This window comes from Collinsella aerofaciens, assembly GCF_001405375.1.
GTDB lineage: Bacteria > Actinomycetota > Coriobacteriia > Coriobacteriales > Coriobacteriaceae > Collinsella > Collinsella aerofaciens_F.
The window spans coordinates 25,356-50,985 of the sequence record NZ_CYYP01000008.1; the positions used below are offsets into that span (position 1 = coordinate 25,356).

Sequence of the window (25,630 nt, forward strand, 5' to 3'; positions counted from 1 at the left end):
CATCTGCCCATGTCCGAGCTGTGCTCCGTGCCGCGCGTCTCGGAGCGCTTTGCCCAGAGCAATGCGCTTGACGAGGATATCGCGCGACTCAAATATGTTTCGGGTAAACGTGAGGAGGCCCTTCGCCGTCTGGGAATTCGGACGGTGGGGGACCTCCTTCTCCATATCCCTCATCGATACCTCGACTTTACCCGTTCGTGGTCCATCGAGATGGCGCCCATCGGTACCGTGTGCACCATCATCGCCACGGTCGACCGCATCGTCCAAAAGCAGCCGCGTCCGCGCATGCAGGTGACCGAGGTCTCGCTTGTGGACGAGACGGGCGTGCTGCAGGTCGCCTTTTTCCGCCAGCCCTGGATTGCCCAGCAGCTTAGACAGGGCGACCGCCTGGCCGTTATGGGCAAAGTCGAGTTTGCCTACGGTTTTAAGCAGATGGCCTCACCGCACTTTGAAAAGCTCGAGGAAGGGCGTGCCGCGGGCACTATCCTGCCGGTCCATTACGTGAGTGATGGCGTGAGCCAGGCGTGGATGCGCCGCATCGTAAGCGGCGCGCTTGAGGTCGTCGGCAATCCGTTCGATCCGATTCCCGCGCCGCTGCGCGCAAAGCGGAAGCTCATGAGCAATGCTCGCGCGTTGCGTTCGATCCACTTTCCCTCGAGCATGGCTGAGCGCGACATCGCACGCCGGCGTCTTGCCTACGAGGAGTGCCTCTACCTGCAGCTGGCGCTGCGTCTGCGCAACGACGGCGGCCTGGTCGATGTGGTGCCCTATGCCCACACCGCGGGCGAGCATCTGGTCGCGCTTAAACAGGCCCTTCCGTTTTCGCTGAGCGACGAGCAGGAGGCCGCATTCCAAGACATCCTGCATGACATGTGCGATGGCGGGCGCGTGATGAACCGTCTGCTGCTGGGCGATGTCGGTACCGGTAAGACCGCCGTTGCCGCCTGCGCGCTGGCTGTGGCTGCCGATAGCGGCACGCAGGCCTGCGTTATGGCGCCCACGGGCGTGCTGGCGCGCCAATATGCTGATAAGACCGGCCCCTTGCTCTCTCAGGCCGGTATAACGTGGGCGCTGCTGACGGGTGCCACTCCGGCGGCCGAGCGCGAGCGGATCCATGAGCAGCTGCAGTCCGGCGAGCTCGATGTCCTCTTTGGCACCCATGCGGTCCTTTCGGATGACGTTACGTTCAAGCATCTGTCGCTTGTTGTCATCGACGAGCAACACCGCTTTGGCGTAGGCCAGCGCAACGCCCTGCGCGCGAAGGGCCCCGGTGCCGATCTGCTCGTTATGACGGCAACGCCCATCCCGCGTACGCTGGCGCTTTCGGTCTACGGCGATCTGGACACGAGTATCATCCGCCATCGGCCCGTCCCTGGTGCTGGCGTGACGACACGCGTGCTCACCGAGTCGAGCCGTGACCTCGCCTATGGCGCCATTCGCGAGGCGCACGAGAAGGGGCAGCAGGCCTACGTGATTTGCCCGCTCGTGGAGCCGAGTGACTCGGCCGATGAGCTGGAAGACGTGCCCGGTATCGCCCGCGACGACGAGGGCCGCGTGACGGTCCCCGTGCCGCTGCACGATACGGCGACCGAGCTCGATCGCCTGCGTCTGGCGTTGCCGGGTCTTGCCATCGAGCGCCTTCACGGCCGTATGCCAGCGGGGGAGAAGGACCGCGTGATCGACGCCTTCAAGCGTGGCGAGATTGACGTGCTCGTCTCGACTACGGTGGTCGAGGTGGGCGTTGACGTGCCCAACGCCACCGTCATGGTCATCGAAAACGGCGAGCGCTTTGGTTTGGCTGCCCTGCACCAGCTGCGAGGCCGCGTGGGCCGTGGCGGCGTGTCGGGCACGTGCCTGGTCATGACGCACTCCAAGGGCAACGGCGGCGCATCGGCGGCGCAAGATCGTCTGCAATCGCTCGAAAAAACCTCGGATGGCTTTACGCTCGCCCAGATGGACCTGCGTCTGCGCCACGAGGGCGAAATCCTGGGGTACCGTCAGCATGGCGGTGTGACCCTGCGCTTTGTCGACCTGGATGCCGACGAGGAGCTGATCGAGTGGGCCCATTTGGACGCGGTCGAGCTCTTGCGGTATGCTTGCAACCTTGACTCTGTGGCGACGCGCCCTCTGCGCGATGCGGTCGCCATGCGATATCGACACATATTTAAGGAGGTCAGCGGAGGATGAGAATCATCGGCGGCGAATGGCGCGGTCGTAAGATCGAGGAGCCCCGTGGTCGCGATGTTACCCGCCCCACGACCGATCGCGTGCGCGAGGCATGCGCATCTATGGTCATGTCGGCATTCGACTTCGATCTGGACGAGGTCCGTGTGCTGGACGCCTTTGGCGGCTCCGGTGCCTTAGGGTTAGAGATGCTCTCTCGTGGGTCCCGCTCACTCACGACGTTTGAGATCGATCGCAACGCCGCGCGGCTCATTACCAAGAATATCGAGTCGCTCTGCCGTGACCGTGCGCGTTGGCGCGTGGTCACGGGCGACATGCTGGCGAGTGCCTCGCGCGGTCGTGTACCGGGCGGCCCCTTTGATCTGGTCCTGCTCGACCCGCCCTATGCTTTTGGTGCCGAGCCGGTCGAGGAACTGCTGCAGGACCTGGCTCAGCAGGGTTTACTTGCGTCTGGCGCTTACGTCCTGTTTGAGCATGCCGCCGCCGATGCGGGCGCGCATCCGGCAGGCTTTGAGACTGTACGTGAGAAGCGCTACGGCATTACCTCGGTCGACCTGCTTCGCTGGGTCGACGATAACGATGGTGAAGGCGACAACGCCGGCGCAGATGCCGACAACAACGATGCCACGACGTTTCAGGAGGACGCCCATGAATGACACCATCAACCGCGTGATCGTCCCGGGCACCTTCGATCCCATCACGTTTGGCCATATCGATGTGATCCGCCGTGCCCGCCGCATCTTTCCCAGCGTGATCGTCGCTGTTGCCGAGTCGCAAGGTAAAAACGGTGTAGGCACCACGTTTATGCTCGATGAGCGCGTGGCGCTGGCCCGCGAGGCGCTCGGTGATATCGACGGCGTCGAGGTCCTGCCCTTTACCGGCCTCTTGGTCGACTTCGCTCGTGAGCAGGGGGCGGGTGCCGTGGTCAAGGGCCTGCGCGCCATGACCGACTTTGAATATGAGCTGCAGCAGGCCGACCTTAACTATCGCCTGGATAGCGAGCTGGAGTCCATCTTTGTCATGAGTGCGCCGCAGTACGGCTATATCTCGAGCTCGGTTGTTCGCCAGATCGCCTCGCTCGGCAGCGATGTATCGACGTTTGTCCCGTCCAACGTGGTCGAAGCGCTCAAACATCGCTTTTCGTGACGTTTCTTATTGCCTGGTGGCATGTGGTAAACTAGCACGATGATATGTTACCTATGAAAGGAGACCGGATGCCGGGCGAGAATTTTCCTGGCGATAGGATCGTCAGCTTGGTCGATGAGCTCGAAGGGCTGATCGAGGAAGCCAAGCCGCCTTTCGGCAAGAACGCTCAGTTCAAGGTCATCGACGCCGACGTGTTCTTCAACATCCTCGACGAGATCCGCATGAGCTATCCCGAGGAGTGGCAGAAGTCCCGCCGTATCCTTAAGGAGCGCGAGGAGCTTATGGCTTCCGCCGCCGCTCAGGCCGATTCCATCATCGCTGACGCTCAGCAGCAGGCCCTCACCATTGCCGGTGAGCAGGAGATCGTCCGCCTTGCGCAGCAGCAGGCCGACGACATCCGCGATCGTGCCCAGCAGTACGAGCGCGAGACGCGTTATGCTGCCGAGGACTACGCAGAGCAGGTCTTTACGCACCTGGAGGAGAACCTCAAGAGCCTGACCGGCACCGTTACCCGTTGCCGTCAGCAGCTCAACGAGGGTGCCGCCCAACAGAATGGTCAGTGGTAATGGCTGAGTTCCCGAGCGTTACCGTCGATCTTTCCGAGCAGCTCGAGTTTCCTGGAGATTCGTATCCGCTGACCGGTAAGGTCGATGTCGCCACCTACACGGTAGGCGAGAAGGAGTACCAGCTTCAGGACGGCATCGACTACGACGTTGTCTTTACCAATGCCGGTACCGGTGTCTTGCTCACGGGCATGGTCCGCGCGCACGCCACCGGCGAGTGCGACCGTTGCCTGGAACCTGCCTCGTTTGATATCGCCGGCGAGATCGAGGAGTTCTACCTCTTTGAGGAGGCCGAGGATCCCGAGGCCTACGAAGACGGCTACGAGCTCCTGGGCGAGGATCGCATCGTCGATCTGGGAGAGCCCATCAACGACGCGGTCGTCATGGACACGCCGTTCGTTGTCCTGTGCAAGCCCGATTGCCGCGGCCTTTGCCCCACTTGCGGTTGCAATCTCAACGTCGAGCAATGCGATTGCGCCGCCCAGGCAGAGGCAGAATGGGCCGCTGCCACGGAAAATCCATTTGCAGCATTGAAGAATCTCAAGCTTGATGAGTAAAACTGTGGTAGTATCGCTACTTGCGCGTAATCGCCACACTGGATAGTTCATAAGGAAGGTCACTATGCCCGTACCTAAACAAAAGCAGGGTCGTATCCGCACTCACACCCGTCGTTCCGCCAACATGAAGATCTCGGCTGCGGCTCAGTCCACGTGCCCCCGTTGCGGCGCTGTTAAGCTTCCGCACCACGTGTGCCCCAGCTGCGGTTTCTACAAGGACCGCGAGGTTATCGTTACCGAGTAACGGTATACTCTGGATGCGATGCCGTTCCAAATGGAACCACAATGGCCGGCTCAATGAGTCGGCCATTTTTGTATAAGGAGCATGTATATGAGTAACATTCGCGTTTGTGTAGACGTTGTGGGCGGAGACGAGAAACCTCAGGTTGTTCTCGATGGTATCGAAGCTGCGCTTGCCGCCGATCCCGATATCGAGGTCTTGGCAGCTGGTCCCGCCGAAATCGTCAATCCCTTTGCAGCTTCCCATGCACGTGTTGAGGCCCTTGAGGCGCCTGACGTTATCGCCATGGATGACGATCCCATTCGCGCCGTGATGACCAAGCGTAAGTCGTCGATCGTGCTTTCTTGCCGCGCCATTAAGAAGCGCAACGCGGATGCGTTCTTCTCCGCCGGCTCCACCGGTGCCATGACCGCCGCCGCCACCGCCTATGTGACGCCGTTTAGGTATCAGGCCGAAGGCAAGAAGCAGCCGGTGCGCCCCTGTCTGACCAATGCGCTGCCCAATCGCGCCGGCGGTCTGACGGTGCTGTGCGACATGGGTGCCAACCCCGATGTGGAGGTCGATGACATGGTGCGTTTTGCCCAGATGGGTAGCGCCTATGCCCGCGTCGTCCTGGGCATCGAGCATCCTCGCGTGGGCCTGCTTGCCAATGGCACCGAGGATGAGAAGGGCTCCAACTTTACCAAGGCCTGTTTCCCTGCTATGAAGGCCGCCGTTCCCGGCTTTGTTGGTAACTGCGAGGGCACCGACCTCACCTCAGGTAACTTCGATGTCGTCGTTGCCGATGGCATGTCGGGTAATATCGCTCTCAAAGCTACCGAGGGCGCTGCCAAGTTTTTGCTGCAGGAGCTCAAGGGCGCCTTTATGGCCTCGCTCGGCACCAAGATCGCCGCGCTGCTCATCAAAAAGCAGATGCGCGAGATTAAGGCCAAGCTCTCTGGCGACGCCAAGGGCGGCGCGATTCTTCTGGGCCTGCGCGGCGTGGTCCTGATCGGCCATGGCGCCACCTCGGTCGAGGCTGTCAAAAACGGTACGCTCGCGGCGGCCGAAGCCGTGCGCGCCGGGCTGGTCGAGAATGTCGCCAACTCTATGGACAGTATCGTTTTGTAAGAGCGAGTTAGAGCGCTGTTATGTGCTTCGCGGCGCACGTCGTGGGGTAGAATCAGAACCGTGTCTTGGTACCGCCCGGGCGGTACCATTCTTTTGGTATTCATGTACTATGAGAGGAAGCGCTATGGACCGCTCCGAAATCTTCGACAAGATCGCCGAGGTCGCTGCTGACGTTCTGGGCGTCGATGTTGCCGAAATTAGCGAGGAGACCACCTTTGACGACCTCGATGCCAACTCGCTCGAGCGCCTGCAGCTGGTTACGGCTATCGAGGACGAGTTCAACCTCGAGATCGATGACGAGACCCTGCTCTCGCTCAACTCTGTCGCCGACGCCGTCGACGCTATCGAAGCTGCCAAGGAGGCCTAAGTCTTGGCTTTATCCGAACGACTTACGCGCGCCCAGGAAATCCTGGGCCACGAGTTCAACAATAAGGTGCTGCTGCGCGCGGCCCTTACGCATCCCTCGGCAGTCGAGGGCCAGCCGGTTTCTGCCAGCTATGAGCGCCTTGAGTTCTTGGGCGATTCCATTTTGGGCGCTGTGGTCGCACGCTCCCTGTTTGAGTCCTATCCCGAGTTTGACGAGGGCAAGCTCACTCGCTTGAAGGTGTCGCTCGTCTCGGGCGCCACGCTGTCCGAGGTTTCTCACGAGTTGGGCATCGACGACATCATTATCTTTGGTGCCTCCGAGACCGGTACCGGTGCGCGCGGCCTGCATTCGGCCCTCGAGAACGTCTATGAGTCGCTCGTGGGCGCGCTGTACCTGGATGCCGGCTGGGACGTTGCGGCGGAGTTCATTCACCGTACGCTTAAGCCGCATTTGGCTTCCGAGCGTGCCGAGCATCCTGCGAACCCCAAGTCGTTTTTGCAGGAGTGCGTGCAAGCCGACGGTCACGAGCCCCCGGCGTACAAGCTCGTTGGCTCCGAGGGCCCGGCGCATGCGCCCACCTTTACCGCTGTGGTTTTGATCGATGGTATTCGCCAGGGTCGCGGCTCCGGCTCCTCAAAGAAGGAAGCCGAGGGAGCTGCCGCGCTTGAAGCGCTCGACCGCATGGGTTACACCACCAACGGCGTGATTCTGAACAAGAAGCACGTGTAAGCGAGGAACCGTGTATCTCAAGTCCCTTACGCTCAAGGGGTTCAAGTCGTTTGCCGACCGCGCCCATATGACGTTTGAGCCGGGCCTGACCGTCATCGTCGGTCCAAACGGCTCGGGAAAATCGAACATCTCTGACTCGATTCTGTGGGTCCTGGGCGAGCAGAGCGCCAAGCAGCTGCGCGGCCAGGCCATGGAGGATGTCATCTTCTCGGGCTCGTCGGCGCGCAAGCCGGTGGGTGTCGCCGAGGTCACGCTGGTGCTCGATAACTCGGACCATATGTTGCCCGTCGACTTTGACGAGGTCGCCATCACCCGTCGCATGTATCGCTCGGGCGAAAGCGAGTACCTCATCAACTCGAGTCCGTGCCGCCTGATGGACATTCAGGACATCCTGCACGATTCGGGCCTGGGCAAGGATACGCATTCCATCATCAGCCAGGGCAAGCTCGACGCCATTTTGCAGAGCCGCCCCGAGGAGCGTCGCGCCCTCATCGAGGAGGCCGCCGGCATTTCCAAGCACAAGCGCCGCAAGGAGCGAGCGCTCAAAAAGATTAAGTCGATGGACGAGCACCTGATGCGTGCCCGCGACATCAATAAGGAAATCGCCCGTCAGCTGCGACCGCTGGAGCGTCAGGTCGATCGCGCGCGCAAGTACAAAGAGCTGTCCTCGCGCGCGAACGAGCTTACGCAGATGCTGGCTGTCGATGAGCTTCGTTCGCTGCAGTCGCAGTGGAACGACCTGGAGAGCCGCTCCAAGGAAGGTGCTGCCGAGCTGGAGCTTGCGCAGTACCGCATGAGCGAAAAGGAGCGCGAGCTCGAGAAGCTCCAGGTTATGCTTGAGGAAAAGGGCCTGTTTGTGGGCGACTTGGGCGAGCAGCGCCGCCATATGCAAGATGTGGTCGGCCGTATTAACTCCGACATGCGCCTGCTCGAGGAAAAGGGTCACAACATGGTGTCGCGCCTGTCTGACATGCGCGGGCAGATTTCGAGCTCCGAGCATCAGCGTCGTCGCGTGGTCGAGGAGCTCGAGGACGCGCGTGCGCAGCTTGAGGAAGTGACCGGCGCGCACATGCAGGCCCAGGAGGACGTTGACGCCGCTGGTCCTGCCGCCGCAGAGCTCCACGAGCGGCGCGTGGCGCTCGACAATCAGATTTCGCAGCTTACGCGTGAGCAACGCGATGTGCAGCGCGTGGCCGACAACGCCGCGCTCGAGCTCGCCAAGGTGAAGGACTCGCTGAGCAATGCCGAGGTCGAGGACAACATGTATGCCTCGCGCCTGGAGCAGATCGACGAGCAGCTCGAGGAGGTCATGGCTTCGCTCGAGAGCCGTCGCGACCGCGCCGAGGAGCTTGAGGGCGCTCTTGAGGAAGCGCGCCAGGCTCAGGTCGATGCGCGTGAGGCCACCGAGACGGCACGCGCGGCCCTGAAGGACCTGCGTGCCCGTGAGAGCGAGGCACGCAACAAGTTATCCGAGGTGCGCTCGGAGCTTGCCAGCCAAAAGAAACTCGATGCCCGCATGGCCGACAGCTCGCCGCTCGTGAGCCGTCTGGTGGGTGCGCTGGGCGACGATGTCTTGGGTCGTCTGGGCGACGTGCTGGAGGCCCCGCGCGAGCTTGAGGGCCTGGTTGAGCAATTGCTCGCCGGCGATATCGATGCGCTGCTGTTTGATGACGCCGCCACGCTTGAGCGTGCCGGTCGTGCGGCTCTGGACCAAAAGAAGGCCTCGGGCGAGGCACTGCTGGTGGCGCGCGGCGTGAGCGGCTCTACCGCCGCTGAGGGCGCCTCCGGTACCCGTCTGGTTGATCGTCTGTCCGTGCGCGCAGGCTACGGTCCCGTCGTCGAGGCGCTGCTCGGCGGCTATTACGTCGTTGACGATCTTGCTGCCGCGCTGTCGGCGCCGGTCGTTGAAGGCGTGACTTACGTGACCCCCGATGGCGCCCGCGTCGCCTGCGGCGGCCTGGTGCGCGTGGGGCTTGATGCCGGCGAGGCTTTGGGTGCCTTGGAGCGCAAGCGCCGCATCCGTGAGCTCGAGGGCCTGGAACCCGATCTGGCTGCCATCTTTGAGCATGCTTCGGACCAAGTCGTCGAGGCCAACGTTGCCGTCGAGGAGGCCCGTGCCGCCGAGGGCGATGCCGCCGGTGAGATCGCCCGTCTTGAGGGCGAGCGCCGCTCGCTGCTCTCCGAGATCGGCCGCTTGGAGCAAAGCGCCCACAATGCCGAGGTCGAGCGCGTGCGCATCTCCAAGCGCCGCGAGCAGGCTGCCGAGGCCGTTCGTGCCGCGCGCCCGCGCGTTGACGAGCTCACCCGTTCGCGTGACGAGGCGCGTGCACAGGCAAGCGACCTGGGTCTCCAGATTGCCGAGGCCAACGATGAGCTCGATCGCGTTCGCCGTGACGATTCCGAGGCCGCCGGTAAGCTCGCCGATGCCAAGGTGCGCCTGGCCCAGACGAGCGAGCGCCTGCGTTCGCTGAAGGGCCGCGTGCCCGACCTTGAGCATCGTCTTGAGGGCATCGACCGTCGTATCCGCGGAACACGCCAGGCTTCGCGCTCGCTCGAGCTGCTGCGCCTGCGCGTCGACCCCATGCACGAACGCTATTCTGCCCTGTTGGAACGCGCGTCGGATTGGGCAGCGCGCCTGCGTGACCAGGCCTCTCTGGAGGAGGCGGACTCCGCTTCGCTCAAGAAGACCATCGAGGATGCCAAGGCAGAGGTTGCCCGCGCTAAGGAGCGAGTCGATACCGCCTCCGCCGCGCAAAACGAGTTCAAGGTCGCGCGTGGCAAGCTCGAGGTGCAGGTCGAGGCTGCCATCAAGGCCATTACCGCCGATGGCACGACGGTGCTCGAGGAAGCGCTCATGCTTCCGGTGCCCACGGACCGCGATGCCGCCGAGCGCGAACTCAACCAGCTTGTGCGCCAGATCAACAACCTTGGTCCCGTTAACCAAGTTGCCATGGAGGAGTACGAGCAGCTCAAGCGCCGCGCCGACTACATCGAGGAGCAGCTGGCCGATCTGGAGAGCGCGCGCAAGGCGCTCACCAAGATCACGGTGGCCATTGATCGCAAGATGCGGAAGGCCTTCCTGGTGACGTTTGAGAAGGTCGACGCGAACTTCCGCGAGATCTTCGCTATGCTCTTCCCGGGCGGCCAGGCTCATCTGGAGATGACCGATCCCGAGCATCCTGCCGAGACGGGTATCGAGGTCGTGGCGCAGCCGCGCGGCAAGCGCATCACCAAGATGATGCTCATGTCGGGCGGCGAGAAGAGTCTGACGGCGCTCGCCCTGCTTTTTGCCGTGTACCGCACACGTACGGTTCCGTTCTATGTGCTGGACGAGGTCGAGGCGGCGCTTGATGACGCTAACCTGTCCAAGCTCATCGGCGCGCTCGATGTGCTGCGTTCCGATACGCAGCTCTTGGTTATCTCGCATCAGCGCCGTACTATGGAGGACGCTGACGTCCTCTATGGCGTCTCGATGCAAGCCGACGGCGTCAGTCGCGTCGTCTCGCAAAAACTCGATCGCGAAACCGGAAAGGTCGTGAATGCATAATGGGATTCTTCGATGCTCTCTCGCGCGGACTTGAGCGCAGCCGCGAGGCCCTCAACGAGGTCTTCTACTTTGGCGGTGAGGTCGACGAGGATTTTTGGGAGGACCTGGAGGACACCCTCGTAATGGGTGACATGGGCGCCGAGGTCGCTATCAAGGTCTCCGATGACCTGCGCGATGCCGCGGCCAAGAAGAACCTCAAGACCGCTCCGCAGCTTCGCCGCGCCCTGGCCGAGCAGCTTGAGCAGCACTTTGTGCCCATCGAGCGAGATCCGTTCTCCGATACGCCGAGCTGCGTGCTGTTTGTGGGCATTAACGGTGCCGGCAAGACCACGACGGTCGGTAAGATCGCGAGCGCCATGGCTGCCCGCGGCAAGAACGTGGTGATCGGTTCGGCCGACACCTTCCGCGCCGCCGCCATCGAGCAGCTTGATGTGTGGGGCCAGCGCGCTGGCGTCCCCGTCATCAAGCGCGACCGCGGCTCCGACCCGGCAAGTGTTTGCTACGACGTGCTCGACGAGGCCGACAAGCGCGGCAGCGACCTGGTGCTTATCGATACCGCCGGCCGTCTACACACGAGCCCTGAGCTCATGCGCGAGCTTGCCAAGGTGGTCAATGTGACCCGTAAGCGCGCCGCCAATATGGCCGCCGGTCCCATGCCGGTTTCGGTCGTGCTTGTGATCGACGCCGCGACGGGCCAAAACGGTCTGAACCAGGCGCTCGAGTTTAACGAGGCGCTGGGCCTGGACGGTATTATCATGACTAAGCTCGACGGCACGGCTAAGGGCGGTATCGCCATGGCCGTGGCCGAGAAGCTCAAGCTCCCGATCCTGCGCATCGGCGTGGGCGAGCAGGTCGATGACCTGCAGGAGTTCAATGCCAAAGATTTCTGCCGCGCCCTGGTGGGCGAGTCCAATTAAGGAGTGACTAGTGTTTGATTCCCTGAGCGATCGCCTCAACGACACATTTGACCGCCTGCGCGGCAAGGGCAAGCTGACCGAGGCTGATATTACTTCGGCCATGCGCGATATTCGCATGGCGCTGCTCGAGGCCGACGTTAACTTTAAGGTTGTCAAGGAGTTCGTCGCCAAGACTAAGGAGCGCTGCATGACCGCAGAGGTCATGGAGTCGCTCTCTCCGGCGCAAAACGTCGTCAAGATCGTGCTCGACGAGCTTACCGAGATGCTCGGCTCCACCGAGAGCATGCTCGTCTTTAGCAACCGTATTCCCAATGTCATCATGCTCGTGGGCCTGCAGGGCTCCGGTAAGACCACGGCTGCCGTAAAGCTGGCCTACCTGCTCAAGAAGCAGGGTCGCTCGCCGTTGCTCGCCGCGTGCGACGTCTACCGTCCCGCTGCTGCCGACCAGCTGGCCACGCTCGGTGGCGAGATCGGCGTACCGGTCTTCCGCGGCGACGGTGCGCACCCGGTCGATATCGCCAAGGGCGCCATCCAGGAGGCCGTCGACCACCTGCGCGACGTGGTCATCGTCGATACCGCCGGACGTCTTCAGATCGATGAGCAGATGATGCAGGAGGCCGTGGACATCAAGAAGGCCGTTAAGCCCGATCAGGTGCTGATGGTCGTCGATGCCATGACCGGCCAGGATATCGTCAACGTCGTCTCGACCTTTGCCGAGCGCACCGACTTTGACGGAGTGATCATCTCCAAGCTCGACGGCGATGCCCGTGGCGGCGGCGCGCTTTCCGTGCGCCAGGTGACCGGTAAGCCCATCAAGTTCGTGAGCATGGGCGAGAAGCCCGATTCGCTGGAGCCGTTCTATCCCGATCGTATGGCCAAGCGCATTCTGGGTATGGGCGACGTTGTCGGCATTATTGAGAAGGCCCAGGAGGCGGCCGACGCCGAGCAGCTCGAGGCTGCCGAGCGTATGCTGCGCGAGGGCTTCACCATGAACGACATGCTCGACCAGATGAAGGCCGTCAAGAAGATGGGCGGCATGAAGGGCATCCTGGGCATGCTCCCCGGCGGCCAGCGTGCGCTCAATCAGATGGGCGGTAACCTGGACGAGGGCATCTTCGACAAGAACGAGGCCATCATCATGTCGATGACCAAGGAGGAGCGCCTGCGTCCCTCCATCATCAACGGTCAGCGCCGTGCCCGCATTGCCAAGGGCGCCGGTGTGACTCCCACCGAGGTCAATAGCCTTATGAAGCAGTGGGGCGAGATGAACAAGATGATGGGCCGCATGCGCACGATGGCCAATCAGGCGCAGGCCGGCGGCAAGAAGGGCAAGAAGGGTAAGAAGGGCAAAAAGATGCGCATGCCCAATATTCCCGGTCTGGATGCTATGGGGCTGGGCGGCATGGGCGGCCTGGGAACGGGCGGCCCCAAGTCCGATATGGACCTGCTGCGCCAGATGGAAGCGCAGATGCGCAACAAGAAGTAACGACTAGTTGAGTCGTGTATGGCGAAGGCCGCCTGGATGGTATTCCAGGCGGCCTTCGCCGTTTGTTCGCTGGTGTCGCACGCGTGGAAGCGTGTTCTCGACGAGGTGCTTGCCGCTAGTGGCAGCCGCAGCCCTCGTGGCCCACGTGCTCGTGATGGCCATGGCAGCCGCAGGACTCGCCATGCTCATGGGTGTGCTCGTGGTCATGACCATGACAGTCGCAGGTGGCCTCGCCGTTCTGTGCGAGCGTGCCGGCAATGAGGGCCTCGACGCAGGCATCGCAGCTGCCCTGGGCGCCCGCATAGACCGTGATGCCGGCTTGGGCAAGCGCGTTGATAGCGCCGCCGCCGATACCGCCGCAAATGAGCGTGTCAACGCCACCGTTGGCAAGCAGGCCCGCCAAGGCGCCGTGGCCGGTGCCACCGGTGCCTACGACCTGCTCGTTGAGCACCTTGCCATCCTGGATGTCGTAGATCTTGAACTGCTCGCTGCGGCCAAAGTGCATAAAGATGTTGCCGTTGTCGTACGTTGTTGCCACCCTCATGGTGCCGACCTCCTTTGCTGGCCATGCGGCCGTCGTCGTGGTGATGGGGGAGTACGCGATGTTGCCGCCTTCGATGACGATCGCCCGTCCATTGACCAGCGCGTTTGCCACCTTGCGATGCGCGCGACTGCTGATTGCAGCCACCGTGGCGCGGGCGATGCCCATGTGCAGGGCGACGGCCTCCTGATTGAGGCCCTCCAGATCGCACAGGCGCAGTACTTCGAGCTCATCGACCGTCATATCGATAGCGTCTCCGCTGGCAAGGCCATCGGGGGTAAAGCCGCGATATTCGGGGATGATCCCGACGCGGCGCAGTTTTTCGCGTCTTCCCGCCATACACGCTCCTTATCTGACATATGTCAACAATAGGATAACGCATGTGTGGAGCAGCGCAAGGCATTATTGACATATGTCAGAAAATGCAGAGGAGTTGTGTGTGCGATTGCGGAGCCGCGCTGCCGTGCATTGCATGTGCCGAACTAAGTGTCCAATCCGACACTCGCGCACCTGGGATAGAATTAAAAATAGCCTATAGGCTACCGACAGGAGGGTCAATGAGTAAGGCTGATCAACAGTTTGTATCCATGTGCCGCGATATTCTGGACCATGGCACCACCACCGAGGGTCAAAAGGTCCGACCGGTGTGGGAGGATGGCACCCCTGCCTATACCATTAAAAATTTTGGCGTTACGGCGCGTTACGACCTACGCGAGGAGTTCCCCGCGCTCACCCTGCGTCGCACGGCGCTTAAGTCTGCGATGGACGAGATCCTGTGGATCTATCAAAAGAAGTCAAATAACGTCCATGACCTCAACAGCCATATCTGGGATGAGTGGGCCGACGAGACCGGTTCCATCGGCAAGGCCTACGGGTATCAGATTGGCCAGAAGAGCCATTATGCCGAAGGCGATTTCGACCAGATGGACCGTGTGCTGTACGATCTTAAGCACACACCGTACAGTCGCCGCATCATGACCAACACGTACGTGTTTAGCGACCTGTCCGAGATGCACCTGTATCCATGCGCCTACAGCGTGACCTATAACGTCACGCAGCGCCCGCAGGACGATAAACCCACACTCAACATGATTCTCAACCAGCGCAGCCAGGACATTTTGGCCGCGAACAACTGGAATGTGTGCCAGTACGCCATTTTGCTGATGATGGTCGCGCAGTCGGTCGATATGATTCCCGGTGAGCTGCTGCATGTGATTGCCGATGCCCACATTTACGACCGTCATGTCGATATTGTCCGTGAACTTATCGAGCGTCCGCAGTTTGCGGCGCCCAAGGTAACGCTTAACCCCGACGTGCACGATTTCTATGCGTTTACGACCGATGACCTCATCGTCGAGGGCTACGAGCACGGCCCGCAGGTCAAGAACATCCCCATTGCGGTGTAGGTGACGCTCATGACGTGTAAGCTTTCTGCCATTGTCGCCGTGTGCGATGACTGGGGTATTGGGTGCAAGGGTGACATGGTCGTGTCCAACCGTGCCGACATGCGCCATTTTGTGGCGTGCACCAAAGGCTGTCCGGTCATTATGGGACGCAAGACGCTGCTGAGTTTTCCCGGTGGGCGTCCGCTTAAGAACCGTCGCAATATCGTACTAACCCGCGACGAGAGCTTTGCTGCCGAGGGCGTCGACGTGGTGTATAGCGTTGACGAGGCCTTGGCCGCCGTGGCCGATGAGCCCGTTGCGTGGGTGATTGGCGGCGGCGAGGTGTATCGGCAATTTTTGCCGTATTGCACCGAGGCCGAGGTCACGCACAACCATTGCATCCATGACGTGGATACGTACTTTCCCGATTTGGATGCCGATCCCGCGTGGGAGATTGCGCGGCGTTGCGGTGTTGCCACGATTGCCGCGGGCGAGGGTGACGAAGGTCTCGATTATGAGTTCGTGACGTATCGTCGCGTTGAGGCGTAAATCGTCTGGCGTGAACGGTATCATCGGGTTATTTGATTGCATGGGGCGGCGCTTAGCGTCGCCTCGTTTGGTATAGATGTGCTGTAAAGAAAGGTGCGGGCTGGCTGCTATGACTGATGCCGTTGAGGTGCTGCGAATCGATTCGCTCGAGGACGAGCGGCTCGATGCCTACGTGCGACTGACCGAGCGCGAGCTGCGCTGCGTGCTGGAGCCGCAAAAGGGCATCTTTATCGCCGAGAGTGCCAAGGTTATCGAGCGCGCGGTGCGCGCCGGATACGAGCCGGTGAGCTTTCTTTTGGGCGAACGCTGGCTCGACCAGATGATGCCGCTGTTTGAGCGCCTGGCGGTACGCGAAGGTGCGGGCCCGGTTCCCGTGTTCGTGGCCTCGATGGAGCTTATGGAGCGGCTAACGGGCTTTAACGTGACGCGCGGTGCGCTCGCGGCGTTCCGTCGCCCGCGTCAGATTCCGGTTGATGAGTTCTTGGGCGGCGTCGTCGAGGCGGCGGGAGAGCGCCCGGTGCGCGTGTGCGTGCTCGAGGGTATTGTCGACCACACCAACGTCGGCGCGATCTTCCGCTCGGCGGCTGCGCTGAACGTCGATGGCATTTTGGTGAGCCCTACGTGCTGCGATCCGCTGTACCGTCGCTCGGCCCGCGTGAGCATGGGCACGGTGTTCCAGGTGCCCTGGACACGCATTGGCAGCGAGGCGCGCGTATGGCCGCATGATGGGCTGGCGGCGCTGCACGATGCCGGCTTTTCGTGTGCCGCGATGGCGTTGACGGATGATTCGGTGTCGTTGGACGATCCCGCGCTGCAGGAGATTGACCGCCTGGCAATCTTTATGGGCACCGAGGGTGCTGGCTTAGGCGCCAAGACCATTGCTGGCTGCGACCGAGCCGTGCGCATTCCGATGGCGCACGGGGTCGATTCGCTTAACGTGGCCGCGGCAAGTGCTGTCGCCTTTTGGCAGCTGTGCCCGCATGTGAGCAACGAGTACCACTACCAGCCGGGGCTGTATCACTAGCGGGGTGCTCTCGAACTTTGCCGCCAGAGGTGTTTCGACTGCCTTCGGTCGGTGTTAAGCTGATTGCGGCTTTGCCGTACTATTGATGTGTTGTTTGGCGTACGCTAGCGGGGAGGGCGTGTGGCTAAGAAATCTACGGCTATCGATGTAACGCAGGGTGTCATTTGGCAGCAGCTGCTGTCGCTGTGCGTTCCCATCTTCTTTAGTTCGTTTTTTCAGCAGGCATACACGCTTATCGGTACCTATATCGTCGGTCAGTTTGGCGGCAAGCTCGCGCTGGGTGGCATTCAGGCCACGATGGTGCTTACGGAGCTCTGCATTGGCTTTTGTGTCGGCGTCGGTGCCGGCTGCGCGGTCATTACGGGCCAGTTTTTTGGCCAGCACGATGACGAGCGCCTGAGCCGATCGGTCCATACGGCCATGACGCTCGCGCTGGTGGGCGGTATCGTTTTCTCGATTCTTGGCATAGTGTTCGTTGAGCCCATGCTGGTGCTTATGAACACGCCGCATGAACTATTGGCCGAGGGCGTGGCCTATGCCCGTTGCTATTTTGCCGCCATGGTTGCAGCGCTGCTGCTCAATATGGGAACGGCATTGCTGCGCGCCGTGGGCGACACGCGCGGGCCCGCTGTGATCATCGCTTCCGGCTGCCTTGTTAATGCGGTGCTGGATGTCATCTTCGTTGCCGTGCTTCATATGGAGGCTCTGGGCTGCGGCATCGCGGTGGCGCTGACCATTTGCTCCAATGCCACGATGATCGTGATTCGTATGATGCGCGCACCGGGTGCGTGGCGGCTTTCACTGTCCAAACTCGGCATTGATCCTGGCATTTGTAAGAGCATGATCTCGTGTGGTCTGCCGCTTGGCTTTCAGTCTGCTGCGTATTCGATTTCCAACGTTTTGATTCAGGTGTCGGTCAACTCGTTTGGTGCCGATGTCACCACGGCTTGGGGTCTTTCGGGCCGCCTGGATGGCATTGTCTGGATGGTTACCGAGGCGCTTGGCGTGTCGATCACCACGTTCTCGGCACAGAACTTTGGCGCGCGCAACTACGAGCGCATGCGCAAGGGCTACCATACGTCGCTCGTGCTGTCGTTTATGCTCATTGGTGGCCTGTCTGCCGTGCTGCTGGTGTTTTCGGGTCCGTTGTCGCGTCTGTTTGTCGATGATGCTTCGATTTCGGCGTACACCACGACGATTCTTCACTTTATCGCACCGTTCTACGCGATTTTCTCGATTATCGAGAATGCGTCGGGCTCCATTCGTGGTGCCGGCGTGAGCTTGCAGCCCATGATGCTCACGATTTTTGGCACCGTCGTGCTCAGGGTGATTTGGGTGTTTGCGATTATGCCGTTCGATCCGTCGCTTGAGCACCTGCTGCTGGTTTACCCCGTAACCTGGCTCATCACGGCCACGATGTTCACCATCTACCACCACAGCGGCAACTGGCTCGGCCGCGCCACCGCCTAATGATCCCTTGGGGCGGAGGAAAATGGATCATTGCTCTCCGTCGCGATGTCGATGATCCGTTTTCCTCCGTCCCCTTCGGATCAATTAGTATTCGATGCCTTGGCGGGCTAAGAGGCCTTCGTCGAAGTAGTGTTTGACGGGGCGCATTTCGGTGACTAAGTCCGCGAGGTCGGCCAACGGCAGCAGCCCGCGGCCGGTGAGCATGAGCTCTGTGGTGGTAGGCTTCAGTGCGATCAGCCCCTCCACATCCTTGCGCGTTACGAAACCTCGGCGCATGGCCTCGCCGAGTTCGTCCAAAATCAGAACATCGACCTGTGATATCTGCTCGTGTGCGAGCTCCAGAATCTGTGCCGCGCAGGCCTCGGGCGTGTCGCGGTCGGCCTGTACGATGCGCAGACCCAAACGGGGCGCCGCACCATGCTCGGCGCAGTGCAGTTTCTTGGCAAACTGCAGCATAAGCACGTCGAGTCCGTAGCCCGTCGCGCGCAAGGCGAGCCCCAGCGCAGCCGTCGTCTTGCCCTTGCCGTCGCCTGTATAGATTTGAACCTTGCCGACTTACAGTGATGCCATCTCTGTCCTTTCGTGCCCGGCGTCGGTTTATCGCCGTCCGGGTTGGGTATTCTAGAAAGCATTATCAACCCCAGTAGATGGAGTTCAAGCAGATGGAGATGGATGACAACAAGCGTAGACGGAATATGATCCTCTACGTGCTCATCGCCTTCGTCGTCTACCTCGTGCTCTCGACCGTTCTGTTCCCCAACATCGGTCACACGCAGCAGATTACGGAGACCGATTACTCGACGTTTGTGAAAGCGCTCGACAAGAAGAGCGTCGAAAAGGTCGAGTACAACACCGACGACTATACGATTTATTACACCAAGAAGGGCGAGGACGAGAACATCGCCTATAAGACGACCGGTGTGCCGAATGATGCGGGCTTTACCGATCGCGTGCTTGAGTCTGGCGCTTCGCTGGAGTCGGTCGTTCCCGATAAAAACTCGGGTTTGATGACCTACTACCTGCTTACGCTCATCCTTCCCATGGCGATTTTCTTCCTGATCGGCTGGTGGCTCAACCGCCGCATGAAGAAGGCCATGGGTGATGACGGTCCTTCGATGAACTTTGGCGGCGGTGGCTTTGGCGGCGGTGGACTGGGCAAGTCCGGCGCGCGCGTGATCGCCTCCAAGGACGTGGGCGTGACCTTTAAGGATGTCGCCGGCCAGGAAGAGGCCAAGGAGTCCCTCAAGGAGGTCGTCGACTTTCTGGAGAAGCCCCAGCGCTACGAGGAGATTGGCGCCAAGCTGCCGCGCGGTGCTCTCCTTGTTGGCCCTCCGGGTACCGGTAAGACCCTGCTAGCCAAGGCTGTTGCCGGCGAGGCTGGTGTTCCGTTTTTTAGCATTTCGGGTTCTGAGTTCGTCGAGATGTTCGTCGGCCGTGGCGCCGCCAAGGTGCGCGACCTGTTTAAGCAGGCCAAGGAAAAGGCCCCGTGCATTGTGTTTATCGACGAGATCGATACCATCGGCAAAAAGCGTGACGGCGGCGGCTTTAGCGGCAACGACGAGCGCGAGCAGACGCTCAATCAGTTGCTGACCGAGATGGATGGCTTCGATAACCACAAGGGTATCGTTGTCCTCGCCGCCACCAACCGTCCCGACAGCCTCGATCCGGCCCTGCTGCGCCCCGGTCGTTTTGACCGCCGCATCCCCGTTGAGCTGCCCGATCTGACCGGCCGCAAGAACATCCTCGAGCTGCATGCCAAGAGCGTGAAGACGCAGCCGCCGATCGACCTGACCGCGATTGCCCGCGCCACGCCCGGTGCCTCGGGCGCTGACCTGGCCAATATCATCAACGAGGGCGCCCTGCGTGCCGTCCGTGAGGGCCGCAAGCGCGCTACGCAGGACGATTTTGAGGAGTCGGTGGAGGTCGTCATCGCCGGCCAGCAGCGTAAGTCCACGGTGCTGTCCGACCACGAGAAGCAGGTTGTTTCTTACCACGAGATCGGCCATGCCATCGTTGCCGCCCGCCAGAAGGGCTCTGCACCGGTCACGAAGATCACCATCGTGCCGCGCACGAGCGGTGCTCTGGGCTACACCATGCAGGTCGAGGAGGATGAGCGCTTCCTGACCACGCGCCAGGAGGTCCTGGACAAGCTCGCCGTCTATTGCGGTGGCCGTGCAGCCGAGGAGCTCATCTTTGGTGAGATGACGACCGGCGCCGCCAACGATATCGAGCAGGCCACCAAGCTCGCCCGTAACATGGTGACGCGCTTTGGTATGTCCGATGAGTTTGGCATGATGGCACTCGGTACCGTTCAGAATGCGTACCTTAACCAGGACACGTCGCTCACCTGCGCCCCCGGTACGGCCGAGCGCGTGGACGCGATTGTCGCCAAGCTGATCGAGGATGCGCACGACCGCGCCCTGCAGATCCTGAAGGAGAACAAGTTCAAGCTCCACGAGCTGGCTCGTTATCTGTACAAGAAGGAGACGATCACGGGTGAGGAGTTCATGAATCTCCTCATGCGTGAGAATCCGCTGATGCCAAAGCAGCAGTAATACTGGTTGCGCAGTGTCAATCGCCCCATTTGAGTGTTTATCTCAAATGGGGCGTTTTGCGTGGGGAGAGTTGTATATGAAGATCGTGGTAAGTGCCTGCTTGATGGGCGAGAGCTGCAAGTATAACGGGCTCGACAACTACCACCGCGCGTTGGTCGAGGCCTGCGAACGTACGGGGACCGAGGTCCTCTTGGTGTGCCCTGAGGTCTTTGGCGGCCTGCCCACACCGCGCAAGCCGTCCGAGATCGTGGACGGCGAGGTCCGTACCTGCGAGGGCATCTCGGTCGATCGCGAGTTTCGCCTAGGCGCTCAACGTGCGCTCGATATGTGCGAGCAAGCGGGCGGTCCGGAAGAGATCGCCGCGTGCATCCTGCAGGACCGCAGCCCCTCGTGTGGCGTAGGTCGCATCTACGACGGAACGTTCAGCGGTACGCTCACCGTGGGCAACGGTGTTTTCGTCGACCTGCTCCTGCGCCACGGCTACCGTGTGATCCCGGCAAGCGAGTTCGACCCCAGCATGCTGGAGTAATAAAAAACCACCACAAAGGTGCTGCTCCCTTGTGGTGGTTTTGGGCTAGGCCTAGAGCGTGTGGCCGTAGGCGTTGGCGGCCTTTATGGCGGCGGCGAACTTCTCGTCGGTGAAGGGCTCCGGGTTACCCTGCTTCCACTCGTTGGTGGCGTGGGCATACTCGCACAGGGCAGGGATGTTTGCCTCGGAAAGCCCGACCTGCTCAAGCGTTACGGGTAGGCCCATCTGCTTGTTAAAGGCGGCGTAGCGCTCAAGGTTCTCGGTATCGCCCGTATAGGCAAACAGCACGAGCACGCCCAGGCTTACGACCTCGCCGTGCAGATAGGTTCCCTCGCGCGGAATGCTGCACGTCGCATTGTAGAACGCGTGTGCCACGCTCGAGTTGTAGTAGTAATCGTTTTGGTTGGTCAGGTTCGAGACATAGCCCGTGTTGACCACGATGTCGAGCGCGATCTGCTTGACGGCTTCGCTCGACAGGTCCTGGCGCACGTCCTCAAGCCCCTGGACGCCATAGGTAAACAGCGGCTCGGAGCAGGTGTGGGCGAGTGCCAGGCCAAGACCGGCGGTGTGCTCCAAATTACCGGCGCTCGTGGCGTATTCGACCTCAGGCTGCTTAGACAGGGCATCGCCCATGCCGGCCCAGAAGTACTCCGCCGGAGCTTCGGCGATGATCTTGGGGTTGATGAAGATGTGCGCCGGTCGGTTGGGGTACGAATAGCCCTCGAGCGAGCCGTCGTCGTTGTACACGACGGCAATGGCGGTCGCGGCGGAGCAGTTAGAACAGATCGTCGGGACGGTGAAGACGATCTTCTTGAGCTCGATGGCTGCGGTCTTCACGGTGTCGAGCGCCTTGCCGCCGCCGCATGCGATGAGCACGTCGGCTTCCTGGCAGGCAGGGGAGTTCACGACCTTGGCGATATTGGCACGCGTGCTGTTGGTACCGTAGACGCGCGTCTCCAGAATCTCGACGTCGGTACCTGCCAGTGCAGCTTCGATGCCGGGAAGTGCTGCGGCCAGTGCCCGCTTGCCACCGATGATGGCGACCTTGGTCGCTTCGTATTCGGCCAGCGCGCCGGGCAGCTCGTCAAAGCAATCCTCGCCAACGGTATAATCACTCATTCCAATCGTGCGCATGGCAACCTTCTTTCTTTCGATAAAGTGCTTTCAGGTATTTTGCTCCTAGAGAAGGTACACAGCCGCGAGAAATTTCGAACGTATAAAACCAGTGTTGAGGGTTTTTCGCCGGCGCGGAACGTGCTAGCATACTCCGCATAAGCGTTGATGGGGACGAGTAGTCGGCCGTCCGCATGTTACAGAGAGCGGGGAGCGCTGAGAACCCGTGCATGCGACCGATGAAAATCACCCCGGAGCTGCGGTCCCAACGGACGTGCCGCGCAGGTTCGTCTTAGTAGACATCGCCGAGATGGTCGTCGATACAGGCCAGCCGAGTAACGGATGCGAGCGCGCGAATACGCGGGCGAGGGCATCTAAGCTGGGTGGTTAAGCGAAGAGCTTTTGCGGGCGTGCAGCCCGTTTTGTGGCGCTTCGTCCCAGCTTGCAGGGACGGGCGCTTTTTTTGGTGCCCATCGGGCGTGCGCGCCCACGACATGAAAGGGGTACCGTGGCAAACGAGTACAAGCAGACGATGAATCTGCCCAAGACCGGTTTTCCCATGCGTGCCGGTCTTTCCAAGTCCGAGCCCAAGCGACTCAAGGACTGGCAGGACAACAAGGTCTACGAGCAGGTTCTGAAGAAGAACGAGGGTCACAAGAAGTTCGTGCTGCACGACGGTCCTCCGTACGCCAACGGTCCGATCCACATCGGCCATGCCATGAACAAGATCTCCAAGGACATGATCAACCGTTACTGGATGATGCAGGGCTATGAGGTTCCCTATGTCCCCGGTTGGGACTGCCACGGTCAGCCGATCGAGCACAAGGTCGAGGAAAAGCTCGGCACCGAGAAGTTCAACCAGACCTCCACGGCCAAGATCCGCGAGCTTTGCAACGAGTTCGCTGTCGAGAACATCGAGCTCCAGAAGGCCGGCTTCCGTCGCTTGGGCGTGCTTGGCGACTGGGACAACCCGTATCTGACGCTCTATCACCAGCACGACGCCGCCGACATCGAGGTCTTCAAGGCCATGTTCGATAAGGGCATGATCTATCGCGGTCACAAGCCGGTTCACTGGTGCAAGCACTGCCACACCGCGCTGGCCGAGGCCGAGATCGAGTACTCCGACGAGACGAGCCCGTCCATTTTCGTGCGCTTCGAGATGACTTCCAAGCCCGTCGGCCTCGAGAACTTCGACGGCCCGGTTGACTTTATCATCTGGACGACCACGCCGTGGACCATCCCCTCCGACCAGGCCGTTTCCCTCAAGCCCGGCGCCGCCTACGTTGCCGTTGAGCACGATGGTCGTGCCGAGGTCATGCTTGAGGACCTGGCTCCCAAGTGCTGTGAGGAGTTTGGCTGGGAGTACACCCCGGTTATGGTCGACGGCAAGCCCTATGTGGTTCCCGCCGAGACCTTCCACCACATCCACTACAAGCAGCCAATCTTTGACGGTGTTGAGGGCGTGGCGCTGCTGGCCGATTACGTCGGTGTCGATGACGGTACCGGTATCGTCCACAACTCGCCCGGCCACGGCGTCGACGACTACTTTGCCTGCCTCAAGGAGGGCATCACCGACATCTGCATGCCGGTCGATGACGACGGCAAGTTCTACACCGGCGAGGAGTTTGGCACCGGTGGCCCCTTCAGCGGTATGGACACCGACGAGGCCAACCCGCACATCATCGAGTTCCTGCGCGAGCGCGGCACCCTGGTCCTCGAGAAGAAGATCACGCACAGCTATCCGCACTGCTGGCGCTGCAAGCACCCGGTGCTCTTCCGTGCTACCGACCAGTGGTTCGTCTCGATGGACAAGACCGGTTTGCGCGAGCAGGCTGGCAAGGAGGTCCGCGAGAACGTCAAGTGGTATCCGGCCCATGCCGCCAACCGCATTGGCGCCATGGTCGAGCAGCGTCCCGACTGGTGCATCAGCCGTCAGCGCAACTGGGGCGTGCCTATCCCCAGCTACACCTGCGCCGACTGCGGCGAGAAGGTTATGAACGACGCCACGCTCGACGCCGTCATCAAGCTCTTCCACGAGAAGGGCTCCGACGCCTGGTTCACCGACGCTCCCGAGAGCTACCTGGGCGAGGCCTGCGTCTGCCCCAAGTGCGGCGGCCATCACCTCAAGGCCGATAAGGACATCCTCGACGTGTGGTGGGACTCCGGCGTTTCCTGGAAGGCCGTCTGCGAGTATCGCCCCGAGCTTGAGTACCCGGCGGACGTGTACCTCGAGGGCTCCGACCAGCACCGCGGTTGGTTCCAGAGCTCGCTGCTCACTTCGGTGGGCGCCAACGGCCACGCTCCGTACAAGGCGGTCGTCTCGCAGGGCTTCACGCTCGACGGCCAGGGTCGCAAGATGTCCAAGTCGCTCGGCAACGTCATCGACCCCAACAAGGTCTGCGACGAGATGGGCGCCGACATCATCCGTCTGTGGGTTGCATCCGTCGATACCAGCTCCGACGTGTCTATCGACCACGAGATCCTTGCCCGTACGTCCGATGCCTACCGTCGTTTCCGCAACACGCTGCGCTTCCTGCTGTCCGAGCTCGAGGGTCAGTTTGAGCCCGAGACCGACGGCGTCGCCTTTGCCGACCTGCTGCCGCTCGACAAGCTCATGGTTGCCCGCCTGACCCAGGTCCAGGCCGAGGTCGACGACGCCTACGCCAGCTACGAGTTCCCGCGCGCCTACCGTGCGCTCTACGACTTCGTGGTTACCGAGCTCTCCAACGTGTACCTCGACGCCCTGAAGGATCGTCTGTACTGTGACAAGCCCGGCTCGCTCGAGCGCCGCAGCGCCCAGACCGTGCTTGCCGAGCTCTTCTCGATGCTCATGCGTGACCTGCAGCCGATCCTGTCCTACACGGTCGACGAGGCCATGGCCTATGCGCCCGCCGGCTGCGTCGACCACCAGAAGTACGCCGCGCTGCTCGATTGGTACAAGTCGCCCATCACGGTCGACGAGGCCAACGAGTTTGAGGGCGTGCTCGAGGCTTCACTCGAGCTCCGTAGCGCCGTGACCAAGGCCCTTGAGGATGCCCGCTCTGCCGGCACCTTCACCAAGAGCCAGCAGGTCCGCGTCAAGGCGGTCGTTCCCGCCGAGATGTACGCGTTGCTGACCGGTGATAATGCCGTCGACCTGGCCGAGTTCTACATCGTCTCCGATGTTGAGCTGACCCAGGGCGAGGAACTCTCCGTTGCCATTGAAGCTGCCGAGGGCGAGTGCTGCGACCGTTGCTGGAACTACCGCACCACCGTTGGCGAGTACAACGGCCACGCTCATATCTGCAAGCGCTGCGCTGACGCTTTGTAGTTACGCGGTTTTACCAAATCGCGTAAGCGGTTGACGCTGCAAACCCGCCAGAGCGGCAATTGGGGGTTCCGCCGTTCTGGCGAACGTCGGACCTGCCGACGCTGCGCGGGCCGCATTTGGACAATCTGACGTTCAATTTCAAGGGCGCGACCGAAAGGTCAGCGCCCTTTCATTTCACGTCACCTTGTCTCAAATGCGACCCGCTCACTCATTTATGCTCTACCTACGGTGTTTCCGTTCTTGGGAGATTTGTCGCTTCTTGCTTGCGTCAATGTATGATTATCTTCTGCGTTAAACGGAATTCGAT

The 25,630-nt window shown here is 61.2% G+C and carries 22 protein-coding genes; 19 read left to right on the forward strand and 3 right to left on the reverse strand.

Translation table 11 applies throughout. The features are described from left to right. Nucleotides 1-9: 9 nt before the first annotated feature. The 12 genes from recG to ffh all read left to right on the forward strand — a co-directional run bounded on the left by recG (nt 10) and on the right by ffh (nt 12,847). Nucleotides 10-2,187, forward strand: coding sequence for an ATP-dependent DNA helicase RecG (recG, locus tag ARB25_RS05285; RefSeq protein WP_156327687.1), 2,178 nt, complete (start codon nt 10-12; stop codon nt 2,185-2,187). After that, complete coding sequence (gene rsmD / locus ARB25_RS05290; RefSeq protein ID WP_055286391.1) at nt 2,184-2,840, forward strand: 16S rRNA (guanine(966)-N(2))-methyltransferase RsmD; 657 nt, start codon at nt 2,184-2,186, stop codon at nt 2,838-2,840. The genes recG and rsmD overlap by 4 nt, the downstream gene beginning before the upstream one ends. Continuing rightward, nucleotides 2,833-3,330 carry a pantetheine-phosphate adenylyltransferase gene (coaD, locus tag ARB25_RS05295; protein WP_055286393.1) on the forward strand — a complete coding sequence of 166 codons (498 nt, stop codon included), beginning with the start codon at nt 2,833-2,835 and terminating at the stop codon, nt 3,328-3,330. Before rsmD ends, coaD begins: the two co-directional genes overlap by 8 nt. Before the next feature lie 68 nt (nt 3,331-3,398). Further along, nucleotides 3,399-3,896: an ATP synthase subunit B family protein gene (locus ARB25_RS05300; protein WP_040358176.1), complete on the forward strand. Its 498-nt coding sequence runs from the start codon at nt 3,399-3,401 to the stop codon at nt 3,894-3,896. Next, nucleotides 3,896-4,450, forward strand: coding sequence for a YceD family protein (locus ARB25_RS05305; RefSeq protein ID WP_055286394.1), 555 nt, complete (start codon nt 3,896-3,898; stop codon nt 4,448-4,450). The genes ARB25_RS05300 and ARB25_RS05305 overlap by 1 nt, the downstream gene beginning before the upstream one ends. A gap of 64 nt (nt 4,451-4,514) precedes the next feature. Next, complete coding sequence (rpmF, locus tag ARB25_RS05310) at nt 4,515-4,694, forward strand: 50S ribosomal protein L32 (protein ID WP_022094017.1); 180 nt, start codon at nt 4,515-4,517, stop codon at nt 4,692-4,694. Between the two features lie 87 nt (nt 4,695-4,781). Beyond that, complete coding sequence (gene plsX / locus ARB25_RS05315) at nt 4,782-5,801, forward strand: phosphate acyltransferase PlsX (protein ID WP_055286397.1); 1,020 nt, start codon at nt 4,782-4,784, stop codon at nt 5,799-5,801. Nucleotides 5,802-5,925: 124 nt separating this feature from the next. Beyond that, on the forward strand, nt 5,926-6,168 hold the full coding sequence (locus tag ARB25_RS05320; protein ID WP_055286398.1) for an acyl carrier protein: 243 nt from the start codon (nt 5,926-5,928) through the stop codon (nt 6,166-6,168). Nucleotides 6,169-6,171: 3 nt separating this feature from the next. Next, nucleotides 6,172-6,897: a ribonuclease III gene (rnc, locus tag ARB25_RS05325; RefSeq protein ID WP_055286400.1), complete on the forward strand. Its 726-nt coding sequence runs from the start codon at nt 6,172-6,174 to the stop codon at nt 6,895-6,897. A 10-nt stretch (nt 6,898-6,907) separates the two neighbouring features. Continuing rightward, nucleotides 6,908-10,444: a chromosome segregation protein SMC gene (gene smc / locus ARB25_RS05330; RefSeq protein WP_055286402.1), complete on the forward strand. Its 3,537-nt coding sequence runs from the start codon at nt 6,908-6,910 to the stop codon at nt 10,442-10,444. After that, the gene (ftsY, locus tag ARB25_RS05335) at nt 10,444-11,361 is read left to right on the forward strand and encodes a signal recognition particle-docking protein FtsY (RefSeq protein WP_055286404.1); all 918 of its coding nucleotides are present in this window, start codon (nt 10,444-10,446) and stop codon (nt 11,359-11,361) included. The genes smc and ftsY overlap by 1 nt, the downstream gene beginning before the upstream one ends. A 10-nt stretch (nt 11,362-11,371) precedes the next feature. Further along, complete coding sequence (gene ffh, locus ARB25_RS05340; protein WP_055286406.1) at nt 11,372-12,847, forward strand: signal recognition particle protein; 1,476 nt, start codon at nt 11,372-11,374, stop codon at nt 12,845-12,847. Between the two features lie 115 nt (nt 12,848-12,962). On the opposite strand, the gene ARB25_RS05345 is transcribed toward ffh, so the two are convergent. After that, nucleotides 12,963-13,727, reverse strand: coding sequence for a NifB/NifX family molybdenum-iron cluster-binding protein (locus ARB25_RS05345; RefSeq protein ID WP_055286408.1), 765 nt, complete (start codon nt 13,725-13,727; stop codon nt 12,963-12,965). Nucleotides 13,728-13,945: 218 nt separating this feature from the next. Between ARB25_RS05345 and thyA the strand changes: the two genes are divergently transcribed. The 4 genes from thyA to ARB25_RS05365 all read left to right on the forward strand — a co-directional run bounded on the left by thyA (nt 13,946) and on the right by ARB25_RS05365 (nt 17,816). Beyond that, nucleotides 13,946-14,794 carry a thymidylate synthase gene (thyA, locus tag ARB25_RS05350; RefSeq protein WP_055286410.1) on the forward strand — a complete coding sequence of 283 codons (849 nt, stop codon included), beginning with the start codon at nt 13,946-13,948 and terminating at the stop codon, nt 14,792-14,794. A gap of 9 nt (nt 14,795-14,803) precedes the next feature. Continuing rightward, nucleotides 14,804-15,322, forward strand: a complete 519-nt coding sequence (locus ARB25_RS05355; RefSeq protein ID WP_055286412.1) for a dihydrofolate reductase — start codon at nt 14,804-14,806, stop codon at nt 15,320-15,322. Nucleotides 15,323-15,431: 109 nt separating this feature from the next. Further along, nucleotides 15,432-16,346 carry a TrmH family RNA methyltransferase gene (locus ARB25_RS05360; RefSeq protein WP_055286414.1) on the forward strand — a complete coding sequence of 305 codons (915 nt, stop codon included), beginning with the start codon at nt 15,432-15,434 and terminating at the stop codon, nt 16,344-16,346. A gap of 120 nt (nt 16,347-16,466) precedes the next feature. Next, entirely contained in the window at nt 16,467-17,816 is a 1,350-nt protein-coding gene (locus ARB25_RS05365; protein ID WP_055286416.1) for an MATE family efflux transporter, read from the forward strand. 84 nt (nt 17,817-17,900) lie between these two features. Here the strand turns inward: ARB25_RS05365 and ARB25_RS05370 are convergent, their stop codons facing one another. Beyond that, the gene (locus tag ARB25_RS05370; RefSeq protein ID WP_070100745.1) at nt 17,901-18,356 is read right to left on the reverse strand and encodes a cob(I)yrinic acid a,c-diamide adenosyltransferase; all 456 of its coding nucleotides are present in this window, start codon (nt 18,354-18,356) and stop codon (nt 17,901-17,903) included. Between the two features lie 122 nt (nt 18,357-18,478). Between ARB25_RS05370 and ftsH the strand changes: the two genes are divergently transcribed. Together ftsH and ARB25_RS05380 are read left to right on the forward strand one after the other, a co-directional pair. Beyond that, nucleotides 18,479-20,371, forward strand: coding sequence for an ATP-dependent zinc metalloprotease FtsH (gene ftsH, locus ARB25_RS05375; protein ID WP_172676327.1), 1,893 nt, complete (start codon nt 18,479-18,481; stop codon nt 20,369-20,371). Nucleotides 20,372-20,447: 76 nt separating this feature from the next. Further along, the gene (locus tag ARB25_RS05380; protein ID WP_055286418.1) at nt 20,448-20,900 is read left to right on the forward strand and encodes a 2-thiouracil desulfurase family protein; all 453 of its coding nucleotides are present in this window, start codon (nt 20,448-20,450) and stop codon (nt 20,898-20,900) included. Nucleotides 20,901-20,951: 51 nt separating this feature from the next. Here the strand turns inward: ARB25_RS05380 and ARB25_RS05385 are convergent, their stop codons facing one another. Beyond that, nucleotides 20,952-22,034: an iron-containing alcohol dehydrogenase family protein gene (locus ARB25_RS05385; RefSeq protein WP_055286419.1), complete on the reverse strand. Its 1,083-nt coding sequence runs from the start codon at nt 22,032-22,034 to the stop codon at nt 20,952-20,954. A 511-nt stretch (nt 22,035-22,545) separates the two neighbouring features. On the opposite strand from ARB25_RS05385, the gene ileS reads away from it, so the two are divergent. Continuing rightward, nucleotides 22,546-25,323: an isoleucine--tRNA ligase gene (ileS, locus tag ARB25_RS05390; RefSeq protein ID WP_216595115.1), complete on the forward strand. Its 2,778-nt coding sequence runs from the start codon at nt 22,546-22,548 to the stop codon at nt 25,321-25,323. Nucleotides 25,324-25,630 lie beyond the last annotated feature (307 nt).

What these genes read in the sequence shown, in the direction of transcription:
- recG (WP_156327687.1), top strand. Translation starts at nt 10, where the DNA reads ATGTCCGAGCTGTGCTCCGTGCCGCGCGTCTCGGAGCGCTTTGCCCAG.
- rsmD (WP_055286391.1), top strand. Translation starts at nt 2,184, where the DNA reads ATGAGAATCATCGGCGGCGAATGGCGCGGTCGTAAGATCGAGGAGCCC.
- coaD (WP_055286393.1), top strand. Translation starts at nt 2,833, where the DNA reads ATGAATGACACCATCAACCGCGTGATCGTCCCGGGCACCTTCGATCCC.
- ARB25_RS05300 (WP_040358176.1), top strand. Translation starts at nt 3,399, where the DNA reads ATGCCGGGCGAGAATTTTCCTGGCGATAGGATCGTCAGCTTGGTCGAT.
- ARB25_RS05305 (WP_055286394.1), top strand. Translation starts at nt 3,896, where the DNA reads ATGGCTGAGTTCCCGAGCGTTACCGTCGATCTTTCCGAGCAGCTCGAG.
- rpmF (WP_022094017.1), top strand. Translation starts at nt 4,515, where the DNA reads ATGCCCGTACCTAAACAAAAGCAGGGTCGTATCCGCACTCACACCCGT.
- plsX (WP_055286397.1), top strand. Translation starts at nt 4,782, where the DNA reads ATGAGTAACATTCGCGTTTGTGTAGACGTTGTGGGCGGAGACGAGAAA.
- ARB25_RS05320 (WP_055286398.1), top strand. Translation starts at nt 5,926, where the DNA reads ATGGACCGCTCCGAAATCTTCGACAAGATCGCCGAGGTCGCTGCTGAC.
- ftsY (WP_055286404.1), top strand. Translation starts at nt 10,444, where the DNA reads ATGGGATTCTTCGATGCTCTCTCGCGCGGACTTGAGCGCAGCCGCGAG.
- ARB25_RS05345 (WP_055286408.1), bottom strand. Translation starts at nt 13,727, where the DNA reads ATGGCGGGAAGACGCGAAAAACTGCGCCGCGTCGGGATCATCCCCGAA.
- thyA (WP_055286410.1), top strand. Translation starts at nt 13,946, where the DNA reads ATGAGTAAGGCTGATCAACAGTTTGTATCCATGTGCCGCGATATTCTG.
- ARB25_RS05355 (WP_055286412.1), top strand. Translation starts at nt 14,804, where the DNA reads ATGACGTGTAAGCTTTCTGCCATTGTCGCCGTGTGCGATGACTGGGGT.
- ARB25_RS05360 (WP_055286414.1), top strand. Translation starts at nt 15,432, where the DNA reads ATGACTGATGCCGTTGAGGTGCTGCGAATCGATTCGCTCGAGGACGAG.
- ftsH (WP_172676327.1), top strand. Translation starts at nt 18,479, where the DNA reads ATGGAGATGGATGACAACAAGCGTAGACGGAATATGATCCTCTACGTG.
- ARB25_RS05380 (WP_055286418.1), top strand. Translation starts at nt 20,448, where the DNA reads ATGAAGATCGTGGTAAGTGCCTGCTTGATGGGCGAGAGCTGCAAGTAT.
- ARB25_RS05385 (WP_055286419.1), bottom strand. Translation starts at nt 22,034, where the DNA reads ATGCGCACGATTGGAATGAGTGATTATACCGTTGGCGAGGATTGCTTT.
- ileS (WP_216595115.1), top strand. Translation starts at nt 22,546, where the DNA reads ATGAATCTGCCCAAGACCGGTTTTCCCATGCGTGCCGGTCTTTCCAAG.